17 protein-coding genes and 1 other annotated feature are annotated in these 13,641 nt (G+C 52.9%); of the genes, 8 read left to right on the plus strand and 9 right to left on the minus strand.

From position 1 onward, the window contains the following. Positions 1–11: 11 nt before the first annotated feature. The 7 genes from pheS to L579_RS16240 form a co-directional block, all read right to left on the minus strand. Positions 12–995, minus strand: a complete 984-nt coding sequence (gene pheS / locus L579_RS16215; RefSeq protein WP_021185274.1) for a phenylalanine--tRNA ligase subunit alpha — start codon at positions 993–995, stop codon at positions 12–14. Positions 996–1,066: 71 nt separating this feature from the next. Continuing rightward, positions 1,067–1,192 (minus strand) — a sequence feature (Phe leader region). Beyond that, on the minus strand, positions 1,143–1,187 hold the full coding sequence (pheM, locus tag L579_RS23830) for a pheST operon leader peptide PheM (RefSeq protein ID WP_106120997.1): 45 nt from the start codon (positions 1,185–1,187) through the stop codon (positions 1,143–1,145). Its footprint overlaps the feature before it by 45 nt. Before the next feature lie 115 nt (positions 1,193–1,307). Then, positions 1,308–1,664, minus strand: a complete 357-nt coding sequence (gene rplT, locus L579_RS16220) for a 50S ribosomal protein L20 (protein ID WP_007892678.1) — start codon at positions 1,662–1,664, stop codon at positions 1,308–1,310. Positions 1,665–1,707: 43 nt separating this feature from the next. Beyond that, positions 1,708–1,905: a 50S ribosomal protein L35 gene (gene rpmI, locus L579_RS16225; RefSeq protein WP_006118955.1), complete on the minus strand. Its 198-nt coding sequence runs from the start codon at positions 1,903–1,905 to the stop codon at positions 1,708–1,710. A gap of 100 nt (positions 1,906–2,005) precedes the next feature. After that, positions 2,006–2,548 carry a translation initiation factor IF-3 gene (infC, locus tag L579_RS16230; RefSeq protein WP_013508822.1) on the minus strand — a complete coding sequence of 181 codons (543 nt, stop codon included), beginning with the start codon at positions 2,546–2,548 and terminating at the stop codon, positions 2,006–2,008. A 3-nt stretch (positions 2,549–2,551) separates the two neighbouring features. Continuing rightward, complete coding sequence (gene thrS, locus L579_RS16235; RefSeq protein ID WP_013508821.1) at positions 2,552–4,480, minus strand: threonine--tRNA ligase; 1,929 nt, start codon at positions 4,478–4,480, stop codon at positions 2,552–2,554. Positions 4,481–4,725: 245 nt separating this feature from the next. Next, on the minus strand, positions 4,726–5,487 hold the full coding sequence (locus L579_RS16240; RefSeq protein ID WP_021185276.1) for a DUF481 domain-containing protein: 762 nt from the start codon (positions 5,485–5,487) through the stop codon (positions 4,726–4,728). 331 nt (positions 5,488–5,818) lie between these two features. Here L579_RS16240 and ghoS point away from each other — a divergent pair, with 331 nt between their 5' ends. Both ghoS and L579_RS16250 read left to right on the plus strand, forming a co-directional pair. Continuing rightward, the gene (ghoS, locus tag L579_RS16245; RefSeq protein WP_021185278.1) at positions 5,819–6,103 is read left to right on the plus strand and encodes a type V toxin-antitoxin system endoribonuclease antitoxin GhoS; all 285 of its coding nucleotides are present in this window, start codon (positions 5,819–5,821) and stop codon (positions 6,101–6,103) included. A 90-nt stretch (positions 6,104–6,193) separates the two neighbouring features. Then, a complete protein-coding gene (locus tag L579_RS16250; protein WP_036626944.1) occupies positions 6,194–7,087 on the plus strand; it encodes a fructosamine kinase family protein in 894 nt (297 codons plus the stop codon). A gap of 4 nt (positions 7,088–7,091) precedes the next feature. Here L579_RS16250 and L579_RS16255 read toward each other — a convergent pair whose 3' ends face one another. Then, positions 7,092–7,628 carry a YniB family protein gene (locus L579_RS16255; protein ID WP_036626946.1) on the minus strand — a complete coding sequence of 179 codons (537 nt, stop codon included), beginning with the start codon at positions 7,626–7,628 and terminating at the stop codon, positions 7,092–7,094. Between the two features lie 133 nt (positions 7,629–7,761). Here L579_RS16255 and hxpB point away from each other — a divergent pair, with 133 nt between their 5' ends. The 6 genes from hxpB (at position 7,762) to L579_RS16285 (ending at position 13,078) form a co-directional block, all read left to right on the plus strand. Beyond that, positions 7,762–8,430 carry a hexitol phosphatase HxpB gene (hxpB, locus tag L579_RS16260; protein ID WP_021185279.1) on the plus strand — a complete coding sequence of 223 codons (669 nt, stop codon included), beginning with the start codon at positions 7,762–7,764 and terminating at the stop codon, positions 8,428–8,430. Positions 8,431–8,595: 165 nt separating this feature from the next. Beyond that, positions 8,596–9,432: a 5-dehydro-4-deoxy-D-glucuronate isomerase gene (kduI, locus tag L579_RS16265; RefSeq protein WP_021185281.1), complete on the plus strand. Its 837-nt coding sequence runs from the start codon at positions 8,596–8,598 to the stop codon at positions 9,430–9,432. A gap of 17 nt (positions 9,433–9,449) precedes the next feature. After that, positions 9,450–10,211, plus strand: coding sequence for a 2-dehydro-3-deoxy-D-gluconate 5-dehydrogenase KduD (gene kduD, locus L579_RS16270; protein WP_021185282.1), 762 nt, complete (start codon positions 9,450–9,452; stop codon positions 10,209–10,211). A 132-nt stretch (positions 10,212–10,343) separates the two neighbouring features. Further along, positions 10,344–10,934 (plus strand): metal-dependent hydrolase, encoded by a 591-nt coding sequence (locus L579_RS16275; protein WP_021185283.1) that lies wholly within the window; start codon positions 10,344–10,346, stop codon positions 10,932–10,934. Positions 10,935–11,086: 152 nt separating this feature from the next. After that, a complete protein-coding gene (locus tag L579_RS16280) occupies positions 11,087–12,478 on the plus strand; it encodes an L-cystine transporter (protein ID WP_021185284.1) in 1,392 nt (463 codons plus the stop codon). A gap of 228 nt (positions 12,479–12,706) precedes the next feature. Continuing rightward, entirely contained in the window at positions 12,707–13,078 is a 372-nt protein-coding gene (locus tag L579_RS16285) for a DUF6515 family protein (protein WP_021185285.1), read from the plus strand. Between the two features lie 53 nt (positions 13,079–13,131). Here L579_RS16285 and osmE read toward each other — a convergent pair whose 3' ends face one another. Beyond that, positions 13,132–13,467, minus strand: coding sequence for an osmotically-inducible lipoprotein OsmE (osmE, locus tag L579_RS16290; RefSeq protein ID WP_013508809.1), 336 nt, complete (start codon positions 13,465–13,467; stop codon positions 13,132–13,134). Positions 13,468–13,641: the final 174 nt, after the last annotated feature.

The following is a 13,641-nucleotide window of genomic DNA, read 5'->3' on the forward strand; positions in this document are numbered from 1 at the left end:
ATAACCTGCCCTTATTTAAATTGTTTGAGGAAACGTAAATCATTTTCGAAGAAGGCGCGCAAATCGGTTACGCCATAGCGCAGCATGGTCAGACGCTCCATACCCATACCGAAGGCGAAGCCGGAGTAGATTTCCGGGTCGATACCAACGTTACGCAACACGTTCGGATGCACCATGCCGCAACCCAGCACTTCCAGCCATTTGCCGTTTTTGCCCATCACATCCACTTCTGCGGACGGTTCAGTGAACGGGAAGTACGACGGACGGAAGCGGATTTGCAGATTTTCTTCAAAGAAGTTATTCAGGAAATCGTGCAGCGTGCCTTTCAGGTTGGTGAAGCTGATATCTTTATCCACAATCAGCCCTTCCATCTGATGGAACATCGGGGTGTGAGTCTGATCGTAATCGTTACGATACACACGGCCCGGCGCGATGATGCGAATCGGCGGCTGCTGGTTTTTCATGGTACGGATCTGCACGCCCGAGGTCTGCGTACGCAGCAGGCGGGTGGCATCGAACCAGAAGGTATCGTGGTCAGCGCGTGCCGGGTGATGACCCGGAATATTCAGCGCGTCAAAGTTGTGGTAGTCGTCTTCAATTTCCGGCCCGGTGGCGACCGCGAAACCCAATTCACCGAAAAAGGTTTCGATACGATCGATGGTGCGGGTGACCGGATGCAGACCACCGTTCTCTGTACGGCGACCCGGCAGTGAAACGTCGATGGTTTCTGCCGCCAGACGCGCATTCAACGCGGCGTTCTCCAGCGTCTCTTTACGCGCGTTAAGACGATCCTGTACCTGCTGCTTGGCGTCGTTAATAACCGCACCGGCCGCCGGACGTTCTTCTGCCGGCAGTTCGCGCAGGGTGGTCATCTGTAATGTCAGATGGCCTTTTTTCCCCAGGAATTCGACGCGCACAGCGTCCAGAGCGGCGATATCCGACGCCTCGTCGATGGCGGCCGTGGCACGGGCCACCAGGTCTGCGAGTTGGGACATGATTTCCTCTTCTTCCAGTCAGGCTGGTCTGTTCTCGTTGGGATCTTTCGATCCAATGTAGTGTCGCCAGAAACAAAAAAGCCTCCACGAGGGAGGCTTTCAGCGCGATTTTTCGTTTCTTTTCTTATGCGCAAAAGCCCCCGGATATCAGGCGCTAAAGTAAAAAAAGAAACGGAAAATAGCAGCATTCATGCTTGCGTTACCTTGTCATGATTTCAACGGCACTATTGAAAAGCGCGGCGAGTAAAATGTCAATCTTTTGCGTGGCTTGCGGATAATAAAAAAGGGAGCAAGCTCCCTTTTTTACCTGACTTACGCCAGAGCTGATTTCGCTTTTTCAACCAGTGCCGTGAAGGTCACTTTGTCGAATACAGCGATGTCTGCCAGGATCTTACGGTCGATTTCAATGGACGCTTTTTTCAGGCCATTGATGAAACGGCTGTAAGAGATGCCGTTCTGACGTGCCGCAGCGTTGATACGCGCGATCCACAGCTGACGGAACTGACGCTTACGTTGACGACGGTCACGGTAAGCATACTGACCAGCTTTGATAACAGCCTGGAAGGCAACGCGGTATACACGAGAACGTGCACCGTAGTAGCCTTTAGCTTGTTTTAAGATTTTCTTGTGACGTGCGCGAGCAATTACACCACGTTTTACGCGAGCCATGGGACTCTCCTGTTTCTATATTCCGAGTGAAAAAAAATTAAACTTAAGCGTACGGCAGGCAGGCTACTACCAGACCCAGATCGCCTTTAGACACCATGCCTTTCGGACGCAGGTGACGTTTACGCTTAGTTGATTTTTTGGTCAGAATATGACGCAGGTTTGCGTGCTTACGCTTGAAGCCGCCAGAAGCGGTCTTCTTGAAGCGCTTAGCCGCGCCACGTACAGTTTTAATCTTTGGCATTTTTACAAATATCCACTTCGCATTGTTAATAAAATGAACCAGACAGGCGAATAAAAATCCGCACAGCGCGAACGCTGCGCGGCATTTATTACTTGAAAGCCTACTGTTTCTTCTTAGGTGCGAGCACCATGATCATCTGGCGGCCTTCGATCTTCGATGGGAAGGATTCGACCACTGCCAGTTCACTCAGATCTTCTTTCACGCGGTTAAGCACTTCAATACCGATCTGTTGGTGCGCCATCTCACGACCACGGAAACGCAGCGTGATTTTGGCTTTATCGCCCTCTTCCAGAAAACGAATCAGGCTGCGGAGTTTTACCTGATAGTCGCCTTCGTCGGTACCAGGACGGAATTTAATTTCCTTAACCTGGATAACTTTCTGCTTCTTCTTCTGTTCCTTAGAAGATTTGCTCTTTTCATAGAGGAACTTGCCGTAATCCATAATACGGCAAACCGGCGGTTCGGCGTTCGGGCTGATTTCAACTAAATCTACGCCAGCTTCTTCTGCTTTCTCGATAGCTTCGCGCAGAGAGACAATGCCAAGTTGCTCGCCATCAACGCCAGTCAGGCGCACTTCAGTAGCGCGAATTTCGCCGTTGATACGATTAGGACGCGTCGGTTGTACTCGTTTTCCGCCTTTAATACCTTATTCCTCCAATTGGTGAAGATGTCGGCTGCGAATCTCTTGTTGCAGCTTCTCAACAAACACATCTACGTCCATGCTCCCGAGGTCTTTACCACGGCGGGTGCGCACGGCAACTTTGCCTGCTTCCACCTCTTTCTCACCGCAAACCAGCATGTAAGGGACGCGACGTAATGTGTGCTCGCGGATTTTAAAGCCTATCTTCTCGTTTCTCAAGTCTGCTTTGACACGAATGCCTGCATTCTGCAATTTCTTTGTCAATTCGCTGACATATTCTGCCTGACTATCGGTGATATTCATCACCACCGCCTGTACCGGAGCCAGCCAACTTGGGAAGAAGCCAGCGAACTCTTCGGTCAGAATACCGATAAAGCGTTCCATAGAACCCAAAATCGCGCGGTGAATCATAACCGGTGTCTGACGATCGTTGTTTTCACCCACATAGGTGGCGTCCAGACGCTTCGGCAGCGAGAAGTCTAGCTGAACGGTGCCACACTGCCAGGCACGATCAAGACAATCGTGCAGGGTGAATTCAATTTTCGGACCGTAGAAAGCCCCTTCACCCGGTTGATACTCAAACGGAATCTGGTTTTCTTTCAGTGCTTCCGCCAAATCCACTTCCGCACGGTCCCACATTTCATCGGTACCGATACGTTTTTCCGGACGGGTGGAAAGTTTTACCACAATTTTTTCAAAACCGAAGGTGCTATACATGTCATACACCATACGGATACAGCTGTTCACCTCATCACGTACCTGATCTTCGGTACAGAAGATGTGAGCATCATCCTGGGTGAAGCCACGCACACGCATCAGACCATGTAAGGAACCTGACGGCTCATTACGATGGCAGCTACCGAACTCCGCCATACGCAGCGGTAAGTCACGGTAGGATTTCAGACCCTGATTGAAGATCTGGACGTGTCCCGGACAGTTCATCGGTTTGATGCAGTATTCACGGTTCTCCGAAGAGGTGGTGAACATCGCTTCTTTATAGTTTTCCCAGTGACCGGTTTTTTCCCACAGCACACGGTCCATCATGAACGGACCTTTGACTTCCTGGTACTGGTACTCTTTCAGCTTGCTACGCACGAACACTTCCAGCTCGCGGAAGATGGTCCAGCCGTCGTTGTGCCAGAACACCATACCCGGCGCTTCTTCCTGCATATGATACAGGTCGAGCTGTTTACCGATTTTACGGTGATCGCGTTTCGCTGCCTCTTCCAGACGCTGCAAATAGGCAGCCAGCTGTTTTTTATCGGCCCATGCGGTGCCATAAATACGCTGCAACATTTTGTTGTTGCTGTCGCCGCGCCAGTAAGCGCCGGAGATTTTTTGCAGCTTAAAGTGATGGCAAAAACGCATGTTCGGCACATGCGGACCACGGCACATGTCGATGTATTCTTCATGATGATACAGACCCGGACGGTCATCATGGCTGATGTTTTCATCAAGAATGGTGGTTTTGTAGCTTTCACCACGCGCGGCAAAGACGTCACGCGCCTCCTGCCAGCTCACCTTTTTCTTGATAACGTCGTAATTGGTCTCTGCCAGCTGGTGCATACGCTTCTCCAGCTGCTCAATATCTTCCTGAGTCAGGGTGTGGTCGAGATCGACATCATAATAGAAGCCGTTATCAATCACCGGCCCGATGGCCATTTTGGTGTTCGGCCACAACTGCTTGATAGCATGACCCAACAGGTGCGCGCAGGAGTGACGGATAATTTCCAGACCCGCTTCATCTTTGGCGGTGATAATCGCCACCTGAGCATCGTCATGAATCAGATCAACTGCGTCCACCAACTCGCCATTCACGCGACCGGCAATACAGGCTTTGGCCAGACCCGGACCGATATCCAGCGCGATATCCATCACGCTGACCGGACGGTCAAAACTACGCTGGCTGCCATCAGGAAGAGTAATTACTGGCATTTCATATCCTTAATTGCAGTGGTAAGCCACACGAAAGCCTACATGCAACATTGAGTTCAATAAGAGTAACCCGGCGTGATGTCAGACCCACATTGTCGGAATGACGCCAGGGAAATAAAGCGCCGCAAATGATAACAGCTTTCTGCGGCAAGCAAAACCCGCAGAAAATGCGCTAAGCCTGCGCCAGCTAAAAAAAAACCGCTGCGCGGCACAGGCCAGGCAGCGGCGTTCACCCTCAGGTGATCTTACATAGCGTAAGTCAACTGGATGGTGGTTTTGGTATCGGTACGATCCGGCGCAGATTCTGGCGGATTGTTGTTCCAGGTAACGTTGTAGGCCATCTTCAGCGCGAAGTGTTCGTTAATCGCGACCTGCAAACCGGTTTCTGAGTTCACCGTGGTGTCTTCACCGAAGCTGCTCAGCACAGAAACACCCTGGATGAACTTAGTAGTATCAGTCAGTTGCCACTGATAGCTTACCGCACCATAGCCCAGCGCTTTGGTTTCGTGGCCGCCATCATGGAAATCGTCATAACGCACACCCGGACCAAATTCAGCACGCAGCGAGTGCACCGGACCACTCAACAACTGACGACCGTAACCGGCAGTCAGCACATCGCGTGAATCGTAGCCGTTGAAGCGATCGCTCAACCAGCTAGCCTGACCAAACAAGTAGTCGGCGCTGTTGAGGTTATAACGTGAACGGCCACCAATATTGTAAGTCTCGGACGAACGTTCATCGTTAGATGAGTTGTTGGCGGCGTTGCCCCACAAACTCCATGCGGTGTTGGTGCGATACCATGTCATTGAGGTTGCAGCACTGAGCGCGGAACTGGTGGTGTTACCCGTTTGCGCCAGGTAACCCGCTGACGCGCTGCCTTCAAACGGTTTTTTCGCCGTTGAAGGGTCATCCATGGAGGTGAAGACGGTGTTATCTGCAAATGCCTGGTGACAAAATGCTCCAGCAGAGAGCAAAAGAACAGCGGACAGCTTGTTAAAGGCTTTCATTTAAATGTGATCCGTACGACGGTTTAAAAAGTGATGAGTCTGAAGAGTTTTCCCGGACGATCAACGCAATTTACGGTAAGTTTTGTAAATAAGTATGAAGTCACCGGAAAAGCCTGTTTTTGCGCTGAAGCCGCGCGCCAAATGGGATTAATCCCATTAACCGCGCGCATTATAGAGGGCAATTAGCGAAATAGCAGCTGAATTGCTACAAGAATTTTCTGAACCCGCTGGCGATGTTTTTTGACGCTCATCAATGTCAAATTGCTGCAAATTCGCTCAATCTGGTCCACTGGTCTACGCTGACATCTGTTTCGGAACAATGAGGTGAAAGATGAGCGACTTAAAGCGTTACATTGTGACCTTTCATTATCAGGAGAAGGGACTGAGCGACCTGCAATCCCTCAACAGCGAAATGCTTAACGCGGGCTATAACACCACGTTAAAAGATACCGAGGGACACCCGCACGAGCTGGGTACCAACAGTTTCGGTGTGGTCAGCGCGCTGGAGGAGCAGGCGCTGGCTGAACAGGCCGCCGGACTGGCTTCGGTAGCGCTGGGCGAAAAACCCGAGGTTGAAATCACCACACTGGAAGCGTTTTTAAGAGCACAGCCCTGACGGGATGTGAAAAGCGCGCGCCGGTGCTGGTTTTGTTCATGTTTTGAGCGTTACAATTGAACTCAGGCAGCGAATAAAGAGGATTACCCCATGTGGTCAGCCATTAGTCGACTGTTAAGCGAATACGCCGGCGATGCCGAAATCACCGAACGTCACGAACTGCCCGGGGGCGATGTCCATCCTGCCTGGCGCATTCGTTACGGCAAACTCGACGTTTTCGTCAAATGCAACACGCGCGATATGCTCACCCTGTTCAGTTGGGAAGCGGATCAGCTGGCACTGCTGGCGCGTACGCATACCGTGCGCGTCCCAGAGGTTTATGGTGTCGGCAACGATCGTGACACCAGCTTTCTCCTGCTGGAATATTTGCCGCCTGAACCCCTCAATGAGCACACCGCGTTTCAGCTTGGTCAGCAACTGGCGCACCTCCATCAATGGAGCGAGCAACCCCAGTTTGGCCTCGATTTCGACAACAACATCACCACCACTCCCCAACCCAACAGTTGGTTGCGACGCTGGTCGGTCTTTTTTGCCGAGCAGCGCATTGGCTGGCAGTTGCAACTGGCAGCGGAGAAAGGCATCAATTATGGTGACACTGACCTGATTGTTGATTGTGTGCAGCGCGCTCTGGCCAACCACCATCCACAGCCTTCATTGTTGCATGGCGACTTGTGGCCGGCAAATTGCGCCGGTAGCCCTGCTGGGCCGTGGATTTTTGATCCCGCCTGCTACTGGGGCGATCGCGAATGTGATCTGGCAATGTTGAGCTATTACGCCGAGCTGCCACGGCAGATTTACGAAGGATATCATTCCGTATGGCCGTTGCCTGAAGGCTTCTCGCAACGTCAGCCAGTATATCAACTTTACTACCTGCTTAATCGCGCCAATGTGTTTGGCGGCAATTGGATGGACGAAGCGACGTTCGCCATCGGTCAGTTGCTGGATGAAGATGTGATGGGACAACGTCAGGCCAGACCGGCCTGACGCCTTACAGCAGTCCGAGCAGTTTCAGCACAAAGTAACCGGCAATCGCGATCACAATTGGCAGGATATATAACGGAAACACCTGCAATAAAATGGTGTGACGTGGCACATTAATTTTCTCCTCAAGCTGCGCCCGGCTGCGTCCTTCGTTGCCCTTCGCCTGCTCAAGAATCAACTGGTCCTCAATACCCTCTTTGATATGGCGCGACTGACGCCACATACGTGCGCCTGAAGCCTGCAACGCGATACCGACGAAAATCAAAAAATAGATAATCCAGAAACCGATATTGGTGCCGCCGTTGAATTCCGGCACCGGGGAGTTTTGCCAAAAGAAACTGAGAAACGGCGTGTTGAATTTCACCATATCAATCATCACATGCACAAAATCAAGCATCACCGCGTCAATACCCGGTTGCTTTTCGCTGTGCTTAAACATAAAGCCCAATACGGAGATGATGGTGGAAAGCAGCGCCGGAATAAAAATCACCCAGCCAGCCACTCGCTTAAGGATGGCGATGCGGCCAGCCTGTTGGTAAGTCATGGTGTCTCCCTGAACGGAATAAGATTTGCCCTAAGTCTACCTGTACTGCATCTTTTTTTCCTGAAAAAAGCGCAGCATGCTGGTTGCCTGGCATTCATGCTAAGGTAGGCCAAATTTCAAACGGAGCCGTTGTATGTCTTATCGTCGCCCTGTTCTCGCCGCCATTTTTGATATGGATGGATTGCTGATTGACTCAGAACCGCTGTGGGATCGCGCCGAACTCGATATTTTCGCCACGCTGGGGGTGGATCTCACCCGCCGCCACGAATTGCCAGATACCCTGGGATTACGCATCGATCAAACCGTACGCATGTGGTACGAAACACTGCCGTGGAACGGCCCGGACCAACAGGAAGTGACGGACCGCATCATCGCACGCGCTCTTGAACTGGTGGAAGAAACTCGCCCTCTGCTGCCAGGGGTGGAACAGGCACTGCGTTTATGTCGCGACCAGGGTCTGAAAATTGCCCTCGCCTCCGCCTCCCCACTGCATATGCTGGAGCGGGTTCTGGAGATGTTCAACCTGCGCCATTATTTTGATCAACTCGCCTCCGCCGAGCATCTTCCTTACAGCAAACCGCATCCGCAGGTTTATCTGGATGCCGCCGCACAATTAGGCGTTGATCCCCTCAACTGCGTGGCGCTGGAAGATTCGTTCAACGGCATGGTCGCCAGTAAAGCGGCACGTATGCGCTCCATCGTGGTGCCTGCGGCAGAACATCGTGATGATGCACGTTGGGCACTGGCGAATGTCAGGCTGGATGACCTTACCCAACTCGCCGCCGAACATCTACACGGTTAAGCGCCCAGCAGCCCGCTCTCACAGCGGGCTTTTTTATGTCGATTTGATCGCCAACACAAATAAATAAAACAACGTTTCATTTTTATTGAATTCACATCCCATCCTGCCTAAGATGCCAACAGACCCGCATCGGGACCTATACCTTCTTTTATCCAGAGGCCTGAGATGGACATACGTCAAAGCATTCACAGCGAACATGCCAAAACTCTCGATACCGCCGCCCTGCGCCGCGAGTTCTTGATTGAAAAAATTTTCACCCCGGATGATTACACCCTGACCTACAGCCATATCGACCGCATCATCATTGGTGGCGTGATGCCGGTGACCAGGCCGGTGACCATCGGCAGTGAAGTGGGTAAGCAGTTGGGCGTGAGTTATTTTCTCGAACGCCGCGAACTGGGGGTGATAAACATCGGCGGCCCCGGGCTGATTGAAGTGGATGGCAAAACTTGGGAAATTGGTCACCAGGAAGCGTTGTATGTCGGCCAGGGCGCACAACAGGTGCTTTTTCGCAGCAGCGAAGCCAGTCATCCGGCGAAGTTTTATTACAACAGCGCCCCGGCGCATACCCACTATCCGGACAAAAAAATCACCCTTGAGGATGCCGTGAAAGCCACCCTCGGTGATGCCGCCACCTCTAACCGCCGCACCATCAACAAATTTATCGTGCCGGATGTACTGCCAACCTGTCAGCTGACCATGGGCCTGACGCGTCTTGACGACGGCAATTTGTGGAACACCATGCCGTGCCACACCCATGAACGCCGCATGGAGGTCTATTTCTATTTTGATATGGCTGAGGACAGCGCGGTGTTTCATATGATGGGGCAGCCGCAGGAAACCCGCCATCTGTTGGTACATAACGAACAGGCAGTGATTTCGCCAAGCTGGTCAATCCATGCCGGTGTTGGCACCCAACGCTATACCTTTATCTGGGGCATGGTGGGTGAAAATCAGGTGTTTGATGACATGGACCACGTCAGCGTCAGCGCTCTGCGCTAGTGCCTGAGGAGAAGATAATGATTCTGAACGCTTTTCATCTTGAAGGAAAAATCGCGCTGGTCACCGGTTGTAACACTGGCCTCGGTCAGGGGATGGCGATCGGCCTGGCACAGGCGGGCTGCGATATTATTGGTGTCAACCGCGCCGGACCGGATGATACCGCCGCCAAAGTTGAAGCTCTGGGACGCCGTTTCTGGCCGATTCAGGCCGATCTGAGCCACCCCTCCATCGTGCCACAGGTGGTGGAACAGGCGGTCGCACTGGCGGGACGCATTGATATTCTGGTCAATAACGCAGGGATTATCCGGCGTGAGGATGCGCTGAACTTTAGCGAAAAAGACTGGGACGATGTGATGAATATCAACAGCAAGAGCCTGTTTTTCCTCTCTCAACAGGTGGCGCGACAGTTTATCGCTCAGGGGAATGGCGGCAAGATCATCAACATCGCCTCGATGCTCTCTTTCCAGGGTGGAATCCGCGTGCCCTCCTATACCGCATCGAAAAGCGCCGTCATGGGGCTGACACGGCTGATGGCCAATGAATGGGCGAAGCACGGCATCAATGTCAACGCCATTGCCCCCGGTTACATGGCGACGAACAACACGCAACAAATCCGTGATGATGAATCGCGCAGTGAAGAGATCCTCGCCCGTATCCCGGCCGGACGTTGGGGCGCACCGGACGACATGATGGGGCCAGTGGTGTTCCTCGCTTCCAGTGCATCGGATTACGTTCACGGCTATACGCTAGCGGTGGATGGCGGTTGGCTGGCGCGCTAAGCTGCTCTTTTCCCGCGTCATTCTGACGCGGGTATCGTCTTAAATTCATGCCTGGTTACAGCGTCACATATTCTCATTCACTGGATAAATCCCTATACTGGATGCATCGACAGTTTGCAGCCAGGTTTTATCATGACGGCCGAAGGCCACATCATTTTCGCCATTGCCAGTGCTATTTTTGCCAAGCGCGCGGAGCTCACGCCGGTAATGGCCAGTGCCGACTGGTGGCATCTGGTGCCGGCTGCACTGCTGACCTGTTTGCTGCCGGATATTGATCATCCCAAATCGGTGCTGGGACAACGTCTGAAGTGGCTTTCCCAGCCCATCGCTCGCGCCTTTGGTCATCGCGGTTTTACCCACAGCCTGCTGGCGGTGGCAGTAAGCTTGTGGCTGTTTCAGATTAATGTCCCCGCCAGTTGGCCCATCCCTGCGGATGTATTGCAGGGCATGACCCTGGGCTATCTCAGCCATATTGTCGCCGATATGCTGACACCCGCTGGCGTTCCCCTGCTGTGGCCCTGCCGCTGGCGCTTTCGCCTGCCACTGCTGAACAGCCAAAAAGGCAACCAACTGGAGCGCGCCCTTTGCCTCGCACTGGTCGGCTACGCGCTGTGGTTCCCACCTGGCTTGCCGTCTTTTGGTGCAAACGGCTGGCCTGAACAGTTGTTCAATACCTTACAAAATGGCGTAGGTCGTTTAATAAACAGTCAAACTGCGCGCTAATCAGACAAAAATCAGGATAAAGTTATAATCAATTCCATTTGGATATAAGCCTGCCCATTTATGAACTGTTAACATGCGCGGATTCCTTTCAGGAATCACCCTGTATTCCGCGCCTGAACATGCAGAGGCGCGGCAAATCTCTGGAGTAGAGCATGGATTTTCCCCTGATTATTAATCTCGTGGTGTTCGCCGCGTTGCTGGTGTTATTAGCACGCATTGGCAACGCGCGCTGGAGCCTGTCAAAACGCGTATTAACTGGCCTGGTGATCGGCGTGTTGTTTGGTCTGGCGCTGCAAGCCATTTACGGTGAGAACAGCCCGGTGGTCAAAGCCTCGATTGGCTGGTTCAACATTGTCGGCAACGGTTACGTGCAATTGTTGCAGATGATCGTGATGCCGCTGGTCTTCGCTTCCATCCTCAGCGCGGTGGCTCGCCTGCACAATGCCTCTTCACTGGGCAAAATCAGCGTACTGACCATCGGCGTGTTGTTGTTTACTACGGCGATTTCAGCGCTGGTAGGCGTGATGGTCACTGGCCTGTTTGGTTTAACCGCAGATGGCCTGGTGCAAGGTGCGCAGGAAACCGCGCGCCTGAACGCGATTCAGAGCAACTACATCGGAAAAGTGGCCGATCTGACCGTGCCACAACTGCTGCTCTCCTTTATCCCTAAAAATCCGTTTGCCGATCTCACCGGCGCTAGCCCGACCTCGATCATCAGCGTGGTGATTTTCGCCGCGTTTCTTGGCGTGGCCGCGTTGCAGTTGTTGAAAGATGACAAAGCGAAAGGCGAACGTGTGCTGGTGGCAATCGACACCCTGCAATCCTGGGTGATGAAACTGGTTCGTTTGATCATGAAGCTGACACCCTACGGTGTGCTGGCCCTGATGACCAAAGTGGTCGCGGGTTCTAACCTTCAGGACATCATTAAGCTCGGTGGCTTTGTTGTGGCCTCTTATCTGGGCCTGGCGATTATGTTTGGCGTGCACGCGCTGCTGCTCTCTTTCAACGGCATCAATCCGCTGCGTTTCTTTCGCAAAGTGTGGCCGGTGATTACCTTTGCTTTTACCAGCCGTTCCAGCGCCGCCAGTATCCCACTGAACGTTGAAACCCAGACGCGTCGCCTTGGTGTGCCGGAATCCATCGCCAGCTTCTCTGCCTCCTTTGGTGCCACCATTGGACAGAATGGTTGTGCCGGTCTGTATCCGACCATGCTGGCGGTGATGGTTGCACCGACTGTCGGGATCAACCCGTTTGACCCGCTGTGGATTGCCACCCTGGTAGGGATCGTCACCCTCAGCTCAGCCGGTGTGGCCGGTGTGGGCGGCGGTGCCACCTTTGCCGCCTTGATCGTGCTGCCCGCGATGGGCCTGCCGGTAACGCTGGTCGCGCTGTTGATCTCCATCGAACCCTTGATTGATATGGGCCGCACCGCTCTCAACGTCAATGGCGCAATGACCGCTGGCTCCCTGACCAGCCGCTGGCTTGGCCTGACCGACAAAAAAGTGCTGGAGAGCGACGACCACGCCGAACTGGCGCATCGTTAATTACCTGCACATCCCGTAGCGGCACGATGTATCGTGCGAGGTTCCACACCCGAAATCCGCGTGATAAATCGCGCCGCTACGCGTTCCTCTCCTCAATCTCTGGCAATCATGGCGCTACCGTCAGGAAAGTGTTAAGCATGGTAAATAGTGGAAAAACCAGCCACTTTCCGCTTGTGTTTTGCCGGTGAAAAGCCAATCCTGCTACCAGTCATAGCAGGAGAACTACCGATGAAAAAAGTTATCGCCTCCGTGCTGGCGTTAACCTTATTAACACCAGCCATCGCCCTTGCCCACCCAGGTCCGTGGGGACCCGGCCCAGGTCCTGGACCGCACTGGGGTGGACCAGGTCCATTACGTTTCTTACCCGATGCCGCGACAGCGGTGTTGATTGGCGGCCTGACCTACTATCTGTTGAATGGCAGCTACTATCAGCGTCAGGGCGATACCTACGTTGTGGTGCAGCCACCGCAGTCAGAGCCGGTAGCCGGTATGCGTGTGCTCGACTTCAACGGCAAGCGTTATTACGTGCAGGATGGTCATTACTATCAGCGCGATATCAACGGCAGCTATAACGAAGTGCCACGCCCCTACGGCTTGTAAGCCACAAACAAAAACGGCCCGTCACTGACGGGCCGTTTGCTATTCTGCAACCTTTACTGCGTCGCTTGCGGGTCGGTATCGTACTCTTTACAGCTCTGGAAGCCGTAGTTCATCACATGTCCCGTGTCGTTATAGCTGACGAAGTAAGTCTGGAGTTTACCATCGCGCTCACCCAGCACATAAGTCTGGCAGGTGCCGCGCGCATGCACCATAGTGATCTCAGTAGACGGTGCCCCGGCAATCTGACGCACCTGATCACGGGTCATTCCTTTCTTCACATCCTTCACCACAGGTTTGGTCACGAAGCTCTCTGCGCGATCGTAAGCCGTACAACCAGAGAGTGCTGCCAGCGTTAACGCAGCAGCGATACATCCCAGCACTTTATTCATCTTGTTGTTCCTCATTACTGTGTCCATGTAACGCTAAGCCTGGAACATAAATCCAGATTAATCAATTTTATGGCAGCATATTCGGTTTGTTCCGAAGCGTCAGGATTGCGTAAAAGTGCCTGTGTTCCTTTGGCAGGCTCCGTATAATCGCCAAATGAGAATGAGCACTCTCAA

Origin of the sequence: Pantoea sp. AS-PWVM4 (genome assembly GCF_000468095.1) — a bacterium.
GTDB classification, from domain to species: domain Bacteria; phylum Pseudomonadota; class Gammaproteobacteria; order Enterobacterales; family Enterobacteriaceae; genus Pantoea; species Pantoea phytobeneficialis.